The organism is Vibrio sp. R12-SG2-ISO1 (assembly GCF_059834045.1).
Map to the genome: position 1 here is coordinate 1 of NZ_JCBDGO010000016.1, position 18,517 is coordinate 18,517.

The following is an 18,517-nucleotide window of genomic DNA, read 5'->3' on the forward strand; positions in this document are numbered from 1 at the left end:
GGGCTGCAGCGATGTACAGCGTGGCGTCGTTGTTTTTGCTGCTGGTGATGGGGCGGCCAAAGTGGCGCCAGTACTCTTGGCGGTATGTGCTCATTGGCGGAGGGCTGTTTGTCGCTTATGAGATTTGTCTCGCTTTAGCGCTGGGCATGGCTAACTCGCGCATGCAAGCGATTGAAATGTTGGTGATAAACTATCTTTGGCCAGCACTCACTGTACTGATGGCTCTGCTGTTGAGCCCGAAACGGGCCAGTTGGCTGGTGTACCCAAGTATTGCACTCGCGTTTGTTGGCGTGGCGTGGAGCATCACTGGCGATGCCGGTCTTTCTGTCAGCCAAATTGCAGCCAATGTCGCCACGAACCCAGCGACGTATTCGATGGCCTTCATCGGAGCCTTTTTATGGGCACTATATTGCAACCTAACCAAAACCCTGGCGCGAGGGCAAAACGCCATCACGTTGTTTTTTATTCTCACGGCGATCACCTTATGGATCAAAGCGGCACTGTTCACAGAGAACAGCGCTCTGCCTTTGAGTGAAGTGTTGACGATGGAATCTGGCGCGATTTTGTTACTTGCCGGCGTAACGATGGGGGCGGGGTATGCGCTGTGGAATTACGCGATTATTGGCGGCAACATGGTGTTTCTGGCGACCTTGTCGTACTTTACTCCCATCATCGCGACCGTTATCTCGTCATGGTTGCTAGGGGTGGCGATCACTCACAGTTTTCTTCAAGGAGTGGCGATGGTCACCATTGGCTCGTTGATTTGCTGGTGGGTGACTCGAGAAACGCGCAAAACGTCGACACTAAAAGAGGTCAACTCTTAGCGGCTCACCAGTGAATGTCGATTGGGGTTCCCGTTTCCACTAGGCTGAGTAATTCATCCATTTCAGGGTTGCTGAGAGCAATGCATCCATTCGTCCAATCGAAACTCTGCACATAGTTGGCGGGCCTTTGCTCGCCATTTCTCAAACCGTGAATTTTAATGTCTCCGCCCGGCGACACATTCAACGCACTGGCGTATTCGAGATCCGCTTGGTTCGGATAACTGATGTGGATGGAACGGTAGAACTCAGAATCTTCCATCACAAAATCCAAGTAGTAGCGTCCTTCGGGCGTTTTTTGATCACCCTCTTGTGTTTTGTGTCCTTTGGGCGCTTTACCCAGAGCGATGCGAAACTCTCGAACCACTTCGTTGTTAGACAGTAGGTACATACGTCGTTTTGATTTATCGACTTGGATCAAATCCACTCGGGGTTGACTAAAGGCATCAGAGTCGGCGGCGAGGCTCTCAGGGCTTCCCCATACACTCGTAATAAAACAAAGCGCTGCAATCGTCAGCGCACGCTGTGGTAACCCCTTCAAAACCCTTCTCTCCAAGCTGCATCATTCTCAACCAAAGTAGTATAACGACAACCGCTGCCCAGTGCGATCCGCTTGTCTCTTTTGGGCTGCGCATTGCGCCTAAGTTCGGTCTTGAATGATAAATGATTGATATTAAAACAATGGTTCATAAAAATGAGATAAATTGTTTCAATGTCTAATTTTTGGCGTGTTTTTGGCAAAAAATGATGGCCAACATCACACAAAATTTCCCTTTAGAGGTTAGGTAGCGGGTGAAGATCTCAATTCGTTTTTGATTATATTTGAACGATATTGATCATATATGAATTAAAGATACACTTACTGCCAACACAAAGGAGAGAATGATGTTTACCAATTACAACAGCAATCCGCTCGATGCGAAGCACTACGATACGGATCGCTTACGCGCAGAATTCTTAAATGAACAGTTGTTTGCCGAAGACTCGATTACCTTGCTTTACAGCCATATCGATCGTGTGGTCGCACTGGGTGTGTGCCCTACGACTCAACCACTTTCTTTGGATGAGTACATCGACAATGGCGTATTCGGCACCGATTATTTCTTGCAGCGCCGCGAACTGGGCATGGTCAACTTGGGAGAAGGGGCGATTGAAGTCCACACCTCGGAAGAGATCTATCGACTTGAGCCGCTCGATGCCCTTTACCTAGGTAAAGGGGTGCGCAATATCCGTTTCCACTCTGAAGAGAGTGCGCACAAACCGTATCTTTACTGCTTAAGTGCGCCTGCACATCATGGTTACCCATCGCGTTTGATCACCCGTGAACAAGCGAAAGTGGTCGAGCTTGGCTCAAACGACACCGCTAACCTGCGAGTGATCAATCAATACTTGCACCCAGATGTGCTGCCGACCTGCCAACTGTGCATGGGCGTGACGCATCTTGCACCGGGCAGTGTGTGGAACACTATGCCTGCGCACACTCACGAACGCCGTATGGAGGCTTACCTCTATTTCAACGTTCAACCGAATCAAGTGGTTTTCCATTTCATGGGAGAGCCGCAAGAAACACGACACATCGTCGTACGTGACAAACAGTTAGTGCTATCTCCGAGTTGGTCAATTCACTCAGGTTGTGGGACCAGTAACTACAGTTTTGTCTGGGGCATGTTGGGCGAAAACCAGACCTTTGATGACATGGATTTCGTGGACATGACCGCCATCCGATAACAACCAATAACGACATTACCCTACACATTGACAAGGACTACTGTGATGAAAAAAGTACTGAAAATGACGGCTCTATCTGCTTTGGTCAGCGTTGGCCTAGGCACCGTTTCTATGGCTCAAGCGGCAACTGAAATCAAAGCGGCGTTTAACCAGTCAGACAATCATCCGCAATACATCGCATTGCAAGAGTTTGGCAAAAAACTCAACGAGCAAACGGACGGCCGTTACAAACTGTCTATTTACCCAAATGAACTGCTTGGCGACCAACGTGCCGCACTTGAGTTGGTGCAAAATGGCGCGATTCAAATGGCGGTTGTCGCCAACCCACTGATTGAAAACTACGACGCGACCTACCGTGTGATTGGTATGCCGTATGTCTACTCTGGTCCAGCGCACCAAGAGGCGGTATTTACTTCGGGCGAGTTGGATGAGTTGTTTGCCTCTACCAAACGCTTTGGTTTTGAAGTCTTGACGGCGTACACCGCAGGCGCTCGCAGCATGTACACCAAAAATGCGCCGGTTGAAAACGTCTCGGACATGAAAGGCAACAAGATTCGTGTAATGCAGTCTGAAACCATGATTAAGATGCTGTCGTGCATGGGCGGTACGGGCGTACCTATGAGTCAAGGTGAAGTGTACACCGCGATTCAACAAGGCGTATTGGATGGCGCGGAAAACAACGAGATCACTTATGCGGATCTTAAGCAGTACGAAGTGGCACCTTACTTCTCATCAACCCGTCATTTGATGGTGCCCGATCTGGTTGTGGTGAGCAGCTACTTTGTGGATACGATGTCAAAAGAAGACCAAGCGACACTGCGCCGCCTAGCGAAAGAGAGCACGCCAGCGCAGTTTAAGCTATGGAATGATCGCATCAGCACGGCAATGGAGACCGCGAAATCGCACGGTGCGACCTTCAATGAAGTCGACATCACGCCATTCCAAGAGAGCTGTCAACCGCTTCAGCAGGCGCTCACTGAGTCTCCAGCTCAGAAGAAGCTGTTCGAAAAAATCGCCGCTTTAAAATAAGTTCAAGAGTAAGGGGCCAGCGCGGTGCTGGCTCCTTGTCGGATCTTCATTATGCAAAAAACCGTATTTCAAACCTTGTTGTCAGCCATGACAACCTTAAAACAGTGGGTGGACAAAGTGCTGTCCCTGTTTTTGATTCTGATTGTGGGCACCATGACCGCCTTGGTCACCTATCAGGTTGCCTCACGCTATCTATTCAATAGCCCAAGTGCGGTGAGTGAAGTGCTGTCGCGCTATCTCTTCATTTGGCTGATTTTATTTGGCAGTGCGTACGTCTTTGGACTACGTGAGCATATGGCCATCACCTTTATCCGTGACAAGTTCAATGACAAAGTGCGCGTGTTGGTGGAGATGTTCATCGAGTTGGTGACGGTCAGTTTTGCCTACGCGATCATGATCATCGGTGGTTACAACAGTGCAGTACGCCAAATGTGGCAGTTAGACTCGGCACTGCAAATCCCGATGGGTGTCATCTACGCGGCCATCCCGATTTCTGGAGGATTGATTCTGTTTTATTTCCTCTATAACGAATTGAATCTGATCCATCAATTCAAAGCTCTCAAACACAGCAAAGCTTCAAGCGAGGTGTAATATGGATATGGCTCTTACCGCCTCACTGGTGATGTTTGTTGGGGCGATCGTCTTGCTGATTATCGGTGCGCCGATCGCCATCAGTGTCGGCGCGGCCTCTTTTGCCGCGATGACGGTCATTCTTCCGTTTCAAGGGGCAATGACGACCTCAGCGCAGCGTATGTTCGTCGGGCTTGATTCCTTCGCGCTGCTCGCTATTCCGTTTTTCATTTTGGCCGGTAACATCATGAACAATGGTGGCATAGCAATACGGCTGATTAACTTTTCTAAAATCGTCAGCGGCTTCTTCCCTGGTTCACTGGCGCAGACCAATGTGGTCTCCAACATGCTGTTTGGCTCTATCAGCGGCTCTGGCGTGGCATCCGCGGCGGCGGTTGGTGGCATTATGTCGCCAATTCAGAAGAAAGAGGGCTACGACCCAGCCTTTAGTACCGCGGTAAATATTGCTTCCGCGCCGACGGGAATGTTGATTCCACCCAGCAACACCTTGATTGTCTACGCGACGGTTGCCGGTAGCGTATCGGTCTCGGCGCTGTTTGTCGGTGGTTACGTGCCCGGTATTTTGTGGGGCTTGAGCGTGATGATCATCGCCGGCTTTATGGCAAAACGCCGTGGCTATATCGCCAAACATAGCATGACGTTGAAAGAGTGTTTCTCGGTCACGATTCAAGCGGTACCAAGCTTAACCTTGGTTTTGGTGGTGATTGGCGGCATTCTTGGCGGCGTATTTACCGCAACCGAAGCGTCGGCGATTGCCGTGGTCTATTCACTCTTTTTGACGTCGTGCTATCGTTCGTTGAAATTCAGTGAGTTGCCGCAGATTTTCCTCAGTACGGCGAAAATGTCAGCGATTGTGATTTTCATGTTGGCGACCTCGTCGATCATGTCTTGGGTCATGGCGTTTACCCAGATTCCGGGTATGATTGCAGACTCGCTGCTCTCATTGACTGACAACCCATTCATGATCTTGCTGATCATCAACTTGGTGTTGCTGTTTGTCGGCACCTTTATGGACCCGACGCCGGCGGTGCTTATCTTCACACCGATTTTCCTACCTATCTGTACTTCTCTGGGTATGGATCCGGTGCAATTTGGTATCTTGTTGGTGTTTAACTTATCGCTTGGCACCATTACGCCGCCGGTAGGGCCGATTCTGTTTACCGGTTGTAAGGTCAGTGGCATCAGCATTGATAGTGTGATTCGCACCTTGTTGCCATTCTTTGTGATGATCTTTGGTGTGTTGATGCTCGTCACCTACATTCCTGCGATTTCCTTGACGATTCCTCAGTGGATGGGATTGATCCGTTAATCAAGGCGTTAACCTACTTTAAAGGACCTAAATTGGCTGTCATACTGAGACTTCTCTATGGCAGCCTCTATCGATCATGAGCAACATTAAAAAAACTGAATATCGCGCGCCCGCACTTGAGAAAGGGCTCGACATTTTGGAGCTTCTTGCCGCGTCTCCGGTGGCGCTGAGTAAAAAGCAAATTGCGGAAAAACTCGATCGCAGTGTCAGTGAAATTTTTCGCATGTTGTCGGTGCTAGTGGAGCGGCAGTACATTGAGCTCGACGCTGAACAATCGGCATATTCGCTCAGCCTAAGAATGTTTGTGCTGTCCAACCAACATCCTCCCATTGCGCAGATGCTCAAGCGTGCGGTGCCTATGATGGAAGATCTGTGTTTGAAGGTGAACCAATCTTGCCACTTAAGCCAATACAAGCATGGTGAGCTCGTGGTGATCAGTGTGCAGGAAAGCCCTTATAAAATGGGCTTTGGCTTACGCTTAGGGGCAACGCTAGATATCTGCTCATCGGGCTCGGGCATCGTGCTGCTCAGTTTTACCGAGCAAGCTCAGCGCGACAAAATCCTTGCGCAAACCGATGCGACGTCCGCTGAAATTGAACACGCGTTAGCGAACATCGAGAAAACGCAGCGAGACGGCTACTTCGTCGGCGCCAGTCCGCAAATTTCTGGCGTTACCAACATCAGCTATCCAATTTTTGGTGCCTTAGGCGAACTGATGGCGGTGATGACAGTCCCTTACATGACCTTGAACTCGCGCACTGTTCATCATCACATCGAAGACATCGAGCAAACCCGTCAAGAACTGGAGCAGGTAGCCGTTCAATTGAGTATGCGTCTCAATAACTAAGTAGCCTTGACGCAACTGGTACAACTTGTGGGTTATTTGCCCATTATTTCCTATCACTTAGGTTGAGGGTGGTCACATTCTGAACTAACTTCAAATGAGTAGTTGTCTACTCATTCGAGCTTAGGAGGGAGTATGCTCTCAGCCATGTCAAAAAGTATCCGTTTAAAACTATCTTCCGCACTGGGTTTGCTGGTGGTCTCCTTGGTGGTGGTGTTTGTCACCTTTAGTACCATCTCCTCCGCACTCAATAATGGCCTGGGTTTGTTTGGCCAAACTTATATGCCTGCGCTGTCCGATATCCTCAATGCTGACCGAGATTTATACCAAGCCAGAGTGGCGCAAATGAGTTACATCACGGCCAATGGCACTGAGGATGACCTTGCTGATTTTGAAGAAAACGCACAGCAAGCACTGGATAGAATGAACAACTATCTCGGGTATATGAAAGAGGAACAGGCAATATTGGCGAAGCTTAAAGGCTACCAACAAGCGTTTGACCTCTGGAAAAGCTCCTCTCTTGAAGTTATTGCGCTGCGTGACAAAGGGGAGATACAACGGGCTTCCGAATTGCTCAGTGGTGATAACAGCGCGCACTTTTCCACGTTAAGAGATTTCTATGACGTCGCCGGTGAAGCGCTCGATGCACAAGCAAAGCAAACCGTCGATGTGCTCAATGCACGCATGGATGTGAATCACCGCAATCTTCTTCTTTTCGTCATTTTCGTCGGTGTGCTCTCGTCTGTACTGACATTCTTTGTCCCCAAACTATTGGTCGACGGTATGCGCCAATTGACCTCTCGTGTGGGTGAAATCTCGCAAGGTGACGGGGATCTCACACAACGTATCGACTCTAAACGCAAAGACGAACTCGGGCTGCTGGCCGGCACCTTTGATACCTTTGTCAGCAAACTGCAGGGCATCATTATTGGTATTTACGATAACACCAATAATCTTAATCATACGGCTGATGAGCTCAACCAGAGCTACTCACAGGCGCAGGTGGTGAACGAAGAGATCAGTCGTGGTATCGATATGATCGCCACCGCTGTTAATCAGTTCAGCGTCTCGGTAAAAGAGGTCGCGGAGTATTCGGACAAAGCGGCAAGAATGTCGGAATCGACCGCGAAAGTGACGCAAGATGGCCAAGCCTTGATTGAGGGGTCGGTACGTGGCACGCATGAGTTGTCTGATGCGATTACCGATGCCAATAATGTTATCGAAAACCTGTCGACCGAATCGCAAAACATCGTCTCAGTATTGGATGTGATTCGTAACATCGCAGAGCAGACTAATCTGCTGGCGCTTAACGCGGCCATCGAAGCAGCACGAGCGGGTGAGCAAGGACGCGGCTTTGCCGTGGTAGCGGATGAAGTTCGCTCATTGGCAAGCAAAACCCAACAATCTACTGAGGAGATTCAGAAGATGATCGACTCCTTGCAGGTGGGTGTGCAAAACGCCGTGTCATCGATTCGCGTGGGGAATGATAAAGTACGCAGTTCAGTCGAAGCGGCGGAGAAAATTCAAACGCTCTTTACCGAGATTCATCAAGCCACCATTGATGTCAGTGACATGGCGACCCAAATTGCCGCCGCGACGGAGGAACAAAGCACCACCTCTGAAGAGATCAACACTAACCTTGTCAGCCTCAATGATCAGAATCAGAGCAGCAAAGCCTTGTCAGAGCGTATCCATCAAGTCGCGCAAAATGTCATGGAGCTATCGAGCGGGCTGAGCCGTGACGTCAATCAGTTTGTGGTGAGATAACCCATAAGCAAGGAGAGTGATGATGGCGCGTTTAGTCGCAGTGTGGTGGCTCCTGTTGATCCCTTGGGTAAAGACATGGGCCAATCCTGTTGAGCTTTATACGGAAATTTCTAAACCTTATCAAAGCTTTGATAATGGCGAGCTACATGGCACTGTGGTGGACACGGTCAAGTGTATTTTAGAAAATATGGACATGGATTACCGTATCCAACTCTCACCGTGGAAGCGCGCCAGTCAGTCGTTGAAAACTGGCGGTGTGGATGGCTTTTTCTCTTCAACCTATAACTCAGAGCTCTCTGGTAATGCGACCTTGACGCACCCTCTAGTACTGGAAAAGTGGTATTGGGTGTACAGCGGTGACACCGTCAATTTTGACAAACTCGGCGTGGTGCATGGCAGTGCTCAAGATGCTTGGCTATCAGGCCAAACTCTGTACACCCCCATCATCCGCGCCAAGGATTCCGCACAATTGATCAACTTGCTACTGAAAAATCGCATCGAGGTGATCGCCATCGACCTGAATGCGTTCAACAGTGAAATTGCCTCCGGCTCTTATCCGATGGACAGAGTGTCGCAGCTTAACTTGCAGTTTTTGAAATTCTCTGCATTGGGCATTTACTTTAATAATGAGTTCGTCAACGAAAATGAAGGCTTCATGGCAAGGTTCAACAGCTATATTCCTGTCTGTTCGAGTGTTTCCTATTCGCTGAATGATAAGGAGGAGCAAGTGCTTAAGCAGTTCGCCATGCAAGATATTGTGCCTTTGGCGAAAAGTGCGTTGGTCAGTGATGGCGTCGCGATAGCGAATAAAGATCCTCAGCACAGACAAATGAAAAACAATTTTGATGCCTTGATGGGCAATGCGCTCTCACAACATCTGATTCAAGTTCAGCAACAAAGCCAAGAGATCTTCTCCGAAATCATGGTTTTTGATGCTCAAGGCTATAACGTAGGGCAAAGTGTGGTGACATCAGACTTGTGGCAAGGCGATGAGCCCAAATACTTGAGGCTCTTGAACGGCATTGACATGTTTATTGACGACATTCAGTACGATCCTTCGACCAATCTGTTTCAAACCCAAATCAGTGTTCCTATCCGCGACAGCCAAACAGGGCGATTTATCGGCGGTATGACGGTGGGCGTGAATCTGGAGCGATTCTTTCAAAACGACCAAGCAAAATGATTAAGTTCCAAGCTCAATCACACACATTGAATTAAAGCCCCGTGGCGTTTTGGACCGCTCGGACGACCTGCGCCGCCTCTTTTCGCTTGTGTACATGCAGCTTTTTATACAGTTTGTAGATGTGGCTTTTGACCGTACTTTCAGCGAGATAGAGTTGGTTGGCGATCTGCTGGTTAGATTTGCCATGATAGATTAAATCTAGAATCTGCTTCTCTCGGCAGGTCAAGTTGGCGTAGTAGTCGTGTTGGACGGTGTCCGGATCTCGATAGTGGAGCACGGTGCGTTCTAGGCATTTTCTGGGCAGCCACAATCCACCAGACAAAATGTATTTCACACTCTGTGTTAAGTGGTCGACCGAAGCGGATTGAAGGAGCAGGCCACGCAGAAACTTCCAACGCACGAAGGTAAAATTTTGCGCCTCCTCCGGTACGTTGTGAACCAGCAAACCAAATCCGAGCAACTCGAAGTCAGGCAGGACGTCTTCACGTAACATATCGTCCAAGTAGGCGTAATCCACCACGACCAGATCCACTTTGCGCTTACCGGAAAGCTCGACCAATTGCTCTGGAGCGCAGCTCTCAACACTGACATTCTTGATGGTTGAGAGCTGTTGTTGAATTAAGCTACTTTGCAAATTTTTTTGCGTCAGGAGCATCAGTGTATAGGTATCCATGGGTTTCCCATCCTGGCAACAAAATGAACGTCGAAAGCCTCTAAACATCGTCCTTTCAATAGGGGTAAGTATACGCCAGCGCCCAGTATGACTGCGTAAAATCATAAAGAGAGACTAGAAGCGGATTAGGGCGGTGACCTTTAGTTTCAACATGATCGGCGGTATATAAACTAAGCGTGTAGGCGAAATGCTATTTTATGATTTTAAATCAGAGAGTTAACTTTGCTCTGACTTTACCTTTCATCATGAGTGTTTGAGGGTGCAAGACTGAAATTAGCCGCAAACACGTCATACTTTTTCCCGCCAAAATAGTCATCTTCTTTCATACTTCAGTCAGCAGTACGCTATAAGACACTGTTTTTCAATATTAAAAAATCCATCAGTGATAAGTATTCCCTAAGTTGCTGCTGTCTGGCTTTAGACAGTCTTAGCGGTGAGACAATGCCAAATTGCGCACCCCCTATACTGAGCTTGCCTTAGGGCGAGGAACAATCAGTCAACTTAATGGAGTGCACATTATGAATCTTCAAAAAACCGGTATTGCTGTCGCGATGTCAGCGCTATTTGTGAGTGGTATTGCGTGGGCCGATAACAATAACAGTGACGACTTTCTAAGTCACAATACAGATTCAAGTAACAACTGGGACGACAGTGCCAACACCGTGACGCAAACGCAAACGGTGTATGACAATGATACCGACAACAGTGTGGCCAACAGTGGGAATACGGCGAATTTAGCCAGCGGCAACACCATGACGGACAACAGCGTTGACGATAGTGGTAACACAGCGACGTATACCGAAGCGAACACCGATACTGACAACAGTGTGGCCAACAGTGGGAATACGGCGAATTTAGCCAGCGGCAACACCATGACGGATAACAGCGTTGACGATAGTGGTAACACAGCGACGTATACCGAAGCGAACACCGATACTGACAACAGTGTGGCCAATAGTGGAAATACGGCGAATTTAGCGAGTGGTAACACCATGACGGATAACAGTGTTGACGACAGTGGTAACACTGCTACGTATACCGAGGCGAATACTGATATCGACAACAGTGTTGACGATAGTGGTAATACTGCAACGGTCGCCAGTGGTAACACCAATTCCAGTACTAATGGCAGCTACAACGATGGCAGTGATAACAGTAATACTTGGAACAACAGTGCCAATACCTACACTAATACCTATGAGATTGATCTCGACTCCGACACGGTTGTGGCCAGCTCAACACTGGGCGGTAGCGTATCGGGTGTATCTGTCGTTTACGGTGCCGGTGGAAACAAAGGCCGTGTGAGCGTAGACAACATCAATCGTATGGATGGCTTTGGCAGTGCAGCGGGTATCGTGACTGTGGCGCAGAATGCGGGTTCAAACTCATTGATCCAACAGTCTGTATCCACTAACGCGTCTGTGTTTACCGATTAAGTTCGCACTCTAGGAGCAAAGCGATGCGTACAGCTCTATTCGTCCTGATGACGTTGGGCACGCTATCTGCTTATGCCGATGAGTTGATATTGGAACAACCGGGGCTGTCGGAGCAGCAACTCGACAGCTCCCGTGGAGGCCAATATCACATCGACATCGAGAGTGTGACTGCGTCGTCAGAGATAAATGGTATCAACGCAGGAAATGCGGTGACAAACAGTGTCACGGGGAACAACGTGATCGCGAGCAGTGCGCTCATGCACAGCTCAGGTATCACGAGCGTGGTCCAAAACACTGGCAATAATGTGTTGATACAAAACTCAACAGTTGTCAATTTAACACTGAAATGACCATGAAACTTTGGTGCGTAATTCTAGCTTGGGTAGGAGCGATGCTCTGTTCTTCTGCTCAAGCTCTCAATTTTCTCCCCCAGCGCGGAATGTACAGCGTACCCGTAAAAAGCTACAAGGAGTTGCAGTTTGGTGACGTGCATCGTCAACAATACGATTTTAGTTGTGGCTCTGCGGCGCTGGCTTCCCTTCTGACTTACCACTACCAAACCCCTTCCGCCGAACAAGAGATATTTGAAGTGATGTTCTCAAATGGGGATCAAGCCCTCATTGAGCAACAAGGCTTTTCGTTGCTGGATATGAAGCAGTATCTTGACGCTCAAGGGCTGCGCGCAGATGGATTTCAGATCAGTTTGGAGAAAATGAAACAGGTAGGCGTCCCTGGGGTGACCTTAGTGAATTTTGACGGTTATCTTCACTTTGTGGTCATAAAGGGAATGAACCAACATTCTGTGATCTTAGGCGATCCTTCTCGTGGCACCATGATGATGAGCTTTGAAGAGTTTGAACAGTACTATCAAGGTGTTGTCCTGCTGATTCGCAATAAAGCGGAAGTGGGGAGGGCCTCGTTTATTACCGATGATCACTTCGCGGTTTATCACAGCGCACCATTAAGCACAGGGGTATCTCGAGAATCTCTCGGGGTATTTTCGATCACGTTACCAGAGGCCGGGGAATACTAGCCTTTAGAGCGACATTATGAAAACGGTAAAGGTGGTAATAGGAGTATTAGCCAGCATGGCGTCGATGTCCGTGTTTGCTGATGCCATTGATATACAGCAAGTTCAACTGACACCCATGAGTCAATCGAGATTGGCTCTGTATCGAGGAGGGTTTCAAATCAACAGAGACTACGTCATCAATATAGGCTTGAGTGTACGAAGCAGTGTTAATGGACAATCGGTCTTTAATACGCAAATCGCCAACTTGGTGTTTGAAAACGGTCAACTGCTCAAGCAGTCGGCGAACTATAAAGTCCGGCAAGCCAATCCAACGGACTCGTCGACTACAACGACTGCGGTGCCTGTCACCGATGTGGTGAATGTTGTTCAAGTAGGCGAAGGCAATCAGATTGCAGGAGATGTGAGTGTCAACCCAGCGGCGTTAGTCAATTCACTGGATGTGACCAACAGTACATCGGCGTCGATCACCTCAGCAAGCATCACTAATGTGATTCAAAATACACTCGATCACAGTGTGTTGGGGGTGGATACGATTGTCAATATTGACGCCCAAGTCAGCGGCTTAGTGCAACAGATTCGCAGTCGCACCAAGCTTCAAGATGCCTTATTGATCGGAGGATATTAGAAACTGAACGGCACCCTCACTGTCAGTTGGAAGTCGGGGGTGTCTTCGGTTAAGCCTGCCTGAGCGTTGACGTTCAATGACGATGTCTTTGAAAACGCGTAGTTGACACCAAAGTTAATCGAATCCAGTTGCAGTAGTTTGGCATCGTCCGCTTCTTCGCCATCCAGTGTGCTTTTCAATATCGTTTTGTGGCTCAAGCCGAGCGAAAACGACAGATCAGGATTGACTGAAAAGCCAATCCCCGCGCCTAATGAAAGGGTATCACCCAATTTTACGGCACTGCTGCTGTCCCCTACATTGACGTCATCTTCAAAATTGTAAATGTAGCTGAAACTGGTAAAGAGGACGGCAGGGTCGGTCGGATAGATCATCGAAAGGCTGGGCTCAATGCTCCAAAAACCGGATCCGGTTGGGACCTCTTTGTAGGTATTGGTGGTGTCGTCGATCTCGATGTCATAGGGCGACTTTCCGCTGTCTGATTTGACGCTTAGGCCGCCAATCCAGTAAGGCGTCGAGTCGACATTGAATTGATGGCGCAGCGCTAACTCCACATCGCCTAATCCCCCTCCATCTAGAGTGATATTGACCGTGTTGTCTTGCGCACCGTCTTGGATTGGGCGGGTAGAGATTTGATCGTTTCGATACACAAACGGTAAGCGCAGTTCCAACTCTGTTGTGTTGGTGAGTCCATAACGCGCACTCATCCCTGCGGTAATGGTGGTTCTGTCTGAATCACTCACCTCGATACGTCCAACAATCAGCGTCGGCAACACGGTATACCCAACCACAGAGACTTTATTGGATGAGTTTTGCGTGTAACTGAGTGAGGCGTCAAAAGCGAGTTTTCCTTTCGGTGTCAGTACGCCAGGTCGTGCGATCACATCGCCCACAGTTAGCGGTCGAGCCGCCTCTTCTTGCGCGAATGTCGTGTTGGACAAGAGCAATGCGCTTAAGCAGGGTAGGGTCAAGGTTGTTAGGGAGAATTTCGTCAAGGGAAAGGACATCGGGTAAGCCTCTTCTATCCATAGGTACTTGATTAGATAGAACAGGGTGAGAGGCTCCGCTATGAACGAAAGTTTGTGTTGTGTCTCTTCCAAGCCCTGAGACGGTTAGACGTGTCGTGTTGCAGGCAAAAGGAGGAGAGAGTGTTCATACTTTTTCGTCTACAGTTAAGGCCAACAACATGCTAGGGAGAGGATTTTACCGTTAAGGGAGAGGTAAACTGTTGGCGAAACTCGCTCGGCGTTATCGCCTTAACCCCTTTGAATTGACGGTTAAAGTTGGAGAGGTTTTTAAAGCCGGTACGCTCTGCAACAAGGGCGATCGGCAGACGAGTACTGGCTAGCAGCTCGCAGGCTTTGCCCACGCGATACTGCTTGAGATGCTCAGAGAAACTTACCCCATAGTGTTTTTCAAACAATCGATAGGCGGAGCTTTCACTCATGTGCAGTGTTTGACACAACGCGGCCATTGTGATGCTTTGTGCGTAGTGTTGCTCAATGTAATGCGTGGCCAGTTCAATGCGGCGATCCGTGTCGTGCTGGGAGGACAAAGGCTGAATGCGATATGGTGAAGTGCAGAGTTTGGTCGCCTTAAGATCGTCGGCAAGCGTGAGCAGCACGTCAATGACTTTGACCACTTGGTGATGGCGCGGCAGATGGATACACCCTTCCATGATGTTGGCCACTTTCTGGGCAATCTCAGGGCTAAAATGCAGCCCGTGCGAAGCTTGGCTCAGCAAGCGAGAGAGGTGTCTCGCTTCGGGCACTAAGTGTTGCAGTTGATCCACCCAGTGCTGTGAGAACCAAATGATCACCGTGTGTTGCTCACTGTTCTCTGAGGCAACACTTTTGCCTGCGAGCATATGGGGTAGCCCAGGACCATAAAGCAGCAGAGTATGATCCACAATCTCGCCAATCGCATCACCCGCGTAATAGTTACCCTGAAACACCGAGTGCGGATCGAGATAGATCACTAACTCATACTCACTGTGATAGTGCCATGAGCAGGCGTACTGATCGTTGTGCTCTCGGCAACGAAATTCACGCACCAGCCAGTCAAAGCTAGGGGTTGTCAGTACATGCTCTTTAAATGGCTTCACAATGTTCTCCTTGGTTGGTCACTAGCCTAGCTACATGACGCTTTTCTGTCAAAGATGATTATAAAGTTGAAGGAATAGTATCAAACCTGGCTCGAATACTACCATTGTCGGCGGAGGATCGGCGTAGACTGATGGGCATTGCTTGCGGCGTATTCGCCGTGTTCGTTCTCAATGTGTCTGGATGGGGAGTCCGCCATGTACCGGGATAAAACCGCACTCTATTTTATATTTACCACTTTTGTCACCGGCTTGTGCGGCGCGTTTTTCTATCCATTATCGAGTCTCTTCATTGTGCAAGAACTGGGTGCTTCACCATTGATGTTGAGCCTCTACATGGTGGTGGCGGTCAGCAGTTCGGTATGGGTCTCGTCGGCGATCGCCAAACGATCAGACAGCCATTGGAATCGCAAAACCATTTTAGTCGTCTCGTTAAGCAGCTACCTCATTACCGTGGCGAGCTTTACTGTGATTCGTGACTACTGGTTGGCGGTTGCTGTGGTCACACTGTTCGGCAGCGTCAGTGGCGCTTCGTTTGGTCAATTGTTCGCTCTCGGCCGAGAGTATGGTGACCGTCATGTCGATAACAGCACGCGTTTTGTTGCAACCATGCGAGCGGGTCTAGCGATTGCGTGGGTATTTGGTCCACCCGCAGCGTTTATGCTCAAAGCTCAGTTTGGCTTTAGCGCCTCGTTTGCGGTCTCGGCTGTGATCGTGGCCTTGGGTATTTGGGTGGTCGTCAAGCAGATCCCCTCGAATGTGGTCACGCAAGAGGAGCGCTCAGCAAGTCGCGTCAATAAACCTCTGGGTAAACGTGTGCTGTTGTACTGCGTGATCGTGGTGTGCGCTTTTTCAGCGAATAACCTCTACATCATCAGTATTCCGCTTTACCTCTCTCAAGAGTTGGTGGTCGATGCCAGTTGGCTTGGGCTGTTGTTTGGGGCTGCGGCCGCCTTTGAGATTCCGGTGATGCTGGCCGCCGGCCGTATGGCGGACAAATTTGGTACGACAAGGGTAATGACGACCGCGGTTGTCTCTGGTGCGCTGTTCTATTTGGTGATGCTCGTAGAAACCCAATTTAGCGTGATGCTGTTTGCTCAATTGCTGAATGGTTTCTTTATTGGGATATGCGCGACCTTAGGTATGGTGGCATTGCAAGACATGATGAAGGATCGCCTCGGCACCGCATCGACGCTGTTCTCCAACATGCTGAACATCAGTACCCTTGTTTCGAGCCTCGCGGTGGGCGTGGTCGCCGAGCTGTATAACTATTACAGCGCGTTATATCTCTGTTTAGCGGGGGCCATCACCGCCGCCTTATTACTGGTGGTGTTTGAAATGATGAGTCACAAAGCAGAACCCGAGTGTCACGCGCCGAGCGCTTGATGGGGGACGCTGGGTCAACGGCGCTGTCACCGTTGACCTTAAGGTTCGCCTCGATGAATCGGCTATTTCGCCCGTGTTGCCCCATTTCTTTTACGAAGAGGTGGCAGCATTTTCCGTCCAAACACATTGATCAAAGCGCCGGTAATGATCAATGTGCCGCCTAGGTAGGTCCATAGCGATGGCACTTCATTAAAGACCCAAACACCAATTAGGGTAGAAAAGACGATTTGCACGTAAGAGTACGCCGAGGCTTTGCCTGCTTCTTGGGTTTGCATCGCTTTCGTCAAACCGTATTGGCCAATTTGGGTGAAAATGCCCACCAGGACCAACATGCACAGCATTGGCAAGCTTGGCCAAACGACGTTATCGCCCATCAGTAGCAAAGAGGTAGGTAGGGCGACCAACGGGAAATAGAAAATGATCACTGAACTGTCTTCGGTTTGGCTCAATTTACGAACGATGACGTAAGCAATCGAACTGCCAAACGCGCCGCCGAGCGCGAGCATCACACTAAGTGGAGGCAGTTCATGGTGAACACTGTCACTGAAGTTGGGTTGCATCATCACGGCAAGCCCAGTTAAACAGAGAGCGATGCACACTAAGGTGGCGCTTTGAATGCGCTCCTTTAAAAACAGCACGCCAAGCAGCGCGGTGAACACCGGGTGCACGTATTGCAAGATGGTCGCTTCCGCAAGGGGCAGCGTGGTGACCGAATAGTAGACACACATCAAAGCGAAGGTGCCCACGGCGCCGCGAACGAGGAGCAATTTACGATTGTGTCCCCATACCGAGAGGCGCTTACGCTTCACATCCAGGTAGCTGATGATGAGAGACACCAAGGCCCTCGCTGCAACAATCTCAAACACAGGAATACCGTGCTCACTGACGTACTTGACGCTTGCCGACATCAGAGCAAAGCCCAGTGCAGACAAGAGCATAAATCGAACCCCAACGGGGATAAGTTGGGTTGGCGTAGTGACGTTCATAGCAGTAAATGGCTCAAGGGGAGCTTGAGCTGACTTCTCATTATTATTCGCAATAGTCTCGCATCATACGCCAAGCCTTGCTGGGTAGATAGGTTAGATTGTGGATGACAGTTCTTGATGGGCAAAATCAATCAGCGCGCGGACTTTACGTGGAATTTCATGCCCGGCTAGATAGATGGCGTACATCGAACGTGTGCCGAGGTCGTAATCGTCCAGTACCCGAACTAAACGCCCACTTTTGATGCCATCCTGAGTGACAAAATCGGGGCACAAAGCGATACCCATCCCTTGCTCTGCCCACTCTTTTGCCACGCGTGCACTGTTGACTTTAAGTTGGCTGCGCGGTTTGAAGTCACTCTGGACGCCCTCTCGCGTAAAGGTCCAACGTTGGTAACCTTGCCGATTGGTGTCAATGATCAATCGATGTTGCGCTAAATCGTCGATGTTAATCGGCGTGCCGTGGGCGGCCAAATACTCCGTAGAGGCCACTAACTGACTGTGAATAATGCCTAACTTACGGCCACGAACGGAAGCGTTGTCGGGCAGGCCGATGCGAAAAGCAAGATCAAATCCCTCCATCGCTAGGTCAACGAAATCATCGGTTAAGCGCAGGTCAAGTTCAATCTCTGGATGAAGCAAGGCAAAGCGGCGCAGTAGATCTTGCAGGTAGAGTTCACCAAAGGTGATGGGGGCGGAGATTTTGAGTGGCCCAGAGAGTTGTTGATGACTGCGACCGACTTGCTCGAACAGTTCGTCAAATTCGGCGAGAAGGCGTGGCGCTTGCTCGAGTAGGCGCAACCCCGCATTGGTGACACTGACATTGCGTGTCGTGCGTTGCAACAGGCGGGCGCCGACCTGCGCTTCCAATTGCGCCACATATTTGGAGGTGAGTCGGTTAGAGATGCCAAGCCTTTGCGCCGCTGCGGTAAACGATCCCGTTTGCGCGGTGGCGACAAAGGCTCTAAGTCCATCCATTTTATCCACGAGTATCCTCCTAAGATCAATCGA

Annotated in this window: 19 protein-coding genes; 13 read left to right on the forward strand and 6 right to left on the reverse strand. The window is 49.5% G+C overall.

The genetic code is table 11. The features are described 5' to 3' along the window. A partial coding sequence (gene yddG / locus AC6R10_RS11825) for an aromatic amino acid DMT transporter YddG (protein ID WP_500672332.1) occupies window positions 1-824 on the forward strand: 824 nt, incomplete at its 5' end. A gap of 4 nt (window positions 825-828) precedes the next feature. On the opposite strand, the gene AC6R10_RS11830 is transcribed toward yddG, so the two are convergent. After that, the gene (locus tag AC6R10_RS11830; protein WP_334552188.1) at window positions 829-1,248 is read right to left on the reverse strand and encodes a L,D-transpeptidase family protein; all 420 of its coding nucleotides are present in this window, start codon (window positions 1,246-1,248) and stop codon (window positions 829-831) included. Between the two features lie 458 nt (window positions 1,249-1,706). On the opposite strand from AC6R10_RS11830, the gene kduI reads away from it, so the two are divergent. The 7 genes from kduI (at window position 1,707) to AC6R10_RS11865 (ending at window position 9,272) form a co-directional block, all read left to right on the forward strand. Continuing rightward, window positions 1,707-2,549 carry a 5-dehydro-4-deoxy-D-glucuronate isomerase gene (kduI, locus tag AC6R10_RS11835; protein ID WP_500630009.1) on the forward strand — a complete coding sequence of 281 codons (843 nt, stop codon included), beginning with the start codon at window positions 1,707-1,709 and terminating at the stop codon, window positions 2,547-2,549. 45 nt (window positions 2,550-2,594) lie between these two features. Beyond that, entirely contained in the window at window positions 2,595-3,578 is a 984-nt protein-coding gene (locus AC6R10_RS11840; RefSeq protein ID WP_334551556.1) for a TRAP transporter substrate-binding protein, read from the forward strand. A 51-nt stretch (window positions 3,579-3,629) separates the two neighbouring features. Then, on the forward strand, window positions 3,630-4,169 hold the full coding sequence (locus AC6R10_RS11845; protein ID WP_500629975.1) for a TRAP transporter small permease: 540 nt from the start codon (window positions 3,630-3,632) through the stop codon (window positions 4,167-4,169). Between the two features lies 1 nt (window position 4,170). Next, the gene (locus tag AC6R10_RS11850; RefSeq protein ID WP_500672333.1) at window positions 4,171-5,478 is read left to right on the forward strand and encodes a TRAP transporter large permease; all 1,308 of its coding nucleotides are present in this window, start codon (window positions 4,171-4,173) and stop codon (window positions 5,476-5,478) included. A gap of 76 nt (window positions 5,479-5,554) precedes the next feature. Next, entirely contained in the window at window positions 5,555-6,325 is a 771-nt protein-coding gene (locus tag AC6R10_RS11855) for an IclR family transcriptional regulator (RefSeq protein ID WP_487901622.1), read from the forward strand. 144 nt (window positions 6,326-6,469) lie between these two features. After that, on the forward strand, window positions 6,470-8,089 hold the full coding sequence (locus tag AC6R10_RS11860; protein WP_500672334.1) for a methyl-accepting chemotaxis protein: 1,620 nt from the start codon (window positions 6,470-6,472) through the stop codon (window positions 8,087-8,089). Window positions 8,090-8,108: 19 nt separating this feature from the next. Next, window positions 8,109-9,272, forward strand: coding sequence for a transporter substrate-binding domain-containing protein (locus tag AC6R10_RS11865; protein WP_500672335.1), 1,164 nt, complete (start codon window positions 8,109-8,111; stop codon window positions 9,270-9,272). Window positions 9,273-9,303: 31 nt separating this feature from the next. On the opposite strand, the gene AC6R10_RS11870 is transcribed toward AC6R10_RS11865, so the two are convergent. Then, complete coding sequence (locus tag AC6R10_RS11870; RefSeq protein WP_500672336.1) at window positions 9,304-9,945, reverse strand: helix-turn-helix transcriptional regulator; 642 nt, start codon at window positions 9,943-9,945, stop codon at window positions 9,304-9,306. Between the two features lie 518 nt (window positions 9,946-10,463). Here AC6R10_RS11870 and AC6R10_RS11875 point away from each other — a divergent pair. From AC6R10_RS11875 to AC6R10_RS11890, 4 genes are read left to right on the forward strand one after another with little or no spacing between them, the layout of a single operon-like run. Further along, entirely contained in the window at window positions 10,464-11,381 is a 918-nt protein-coding gene (locus tag AC6R10_RS11875) for a hypothetical protein (protein WP_500672337.1), read from the forward strand. Between the two features lie 23 nt (window positions 11,382-11,404). Beyond that, window positions 11,405-11,731: a carbon storage regulator gene (locus AC6R10_RS11880; protein ID WP_334551568.1), complete on the forward strand. Its 327-nt coding sequence runs from the start codon at window positions 11,405-11,407 to the stop codon at window positions 11,729-11,731. Window positions 11,732-11,733: 2 nt separating this feature from the next. Continuing rightward, window positions 11,734-12,414 carry a C39 family peptidase gene (locus AC6R10_RS11885; protein ID WP_500629981.1) on the forward strand — a complete coding sequence of 227 codons (681 nt, stop codon included), beginning with the start codon at window positions 11,734-11,736 and terminating at the stop codon, window positions 12,412-12,414. A gap of 16 nt (window positions 12,415-12,430) precedes the next feature. Then, the gene (locus AC6R10_RS11890) at window positions 12,431-13,039 is read left to right on the forward strand and encodes a hypothetical protein (protein ID WP_500632044.1); all 609 of its coding nucleotides are present in this window, start codon (window positions 12,431-12,433) and stop codon (window positions 13,037-13,039) included. Here the strand turns inward: AC6R10_RS11890 and AC6R10_RS11895 are convergent. Further along, on the reverse strand, window positions 13,036-14,043 hold the full coding sequence (locus tag AC6R10_RS11895) for a transporter (RefSeq protein WP_500672338.1): 1,008 nt from the start codon (window positions 14,041-14,043) through the stop codon (window positions 13,036-13,038). The genes AC6R10_RS11890 and AC6R10_RS11895 overlap by 4 nt on opposite strands. Window positions 14,044-14,225: 182 nt before the next feature. After that, on the reverse strand, window positions 14,226-15,140 hold the full coding sequence (locus AC6R10_RS11900; protein ID WP_500672339.1) for a helix-turn-helix domain-containing protein: 915 nt from the start codon (window positions 15,138-15,140) through the stop codon (window positions 14,226-14,228). Between the two features lie 195 nt (window positions 15,141-15,335). Here AC6R10_RS11900 and AC6R10_RS11905 point away from each other — a divergent pair, with 195 nt between their 5' ends. Continuing rightward, a complete protein-coding gene (locus AC6R10_RS11905; protein ID WP_334551577.1) occupies window positions 15,336-16,523 on the forward strand; it encodes a sugar efflux transporter in 1,188 nt (395 codons plus the stop codon). Window positions 16,524-16,585: 62 nt separating this feature from the next. On the opposite strand, the gene AC6R10_RS11910 is transcribed toward AC6R10_RS11905, so the two are convergent. Continuing rightward, on the reverse strand, window positions 16,586-17,509 hold the full coding sequence (locus AC6R10_RS11910) for a DMT family transporter (RefSeq protein WP_500632040.1): 924 nt from the start codon (window positions 17,507-17,509) through the stop codon (window positions 16,586-16,588). A 93-nt stretch (window positions 17,510-17,602) separates the two neighbouring features. After that, on the reverse strand, window positions 17,603-18,484 hold the full coding sequence (locus tag AC6R10_RS11915; protein WP_500672353.1) for a LysR family transcriptional regulator: 882 nt from the start codon (window positions 18,482-18,484) through the stop codon (window positions 17,603-17,605). Between the last annotated feature and the right edge of the window lie 33 nt (window positions 18,485-18,517).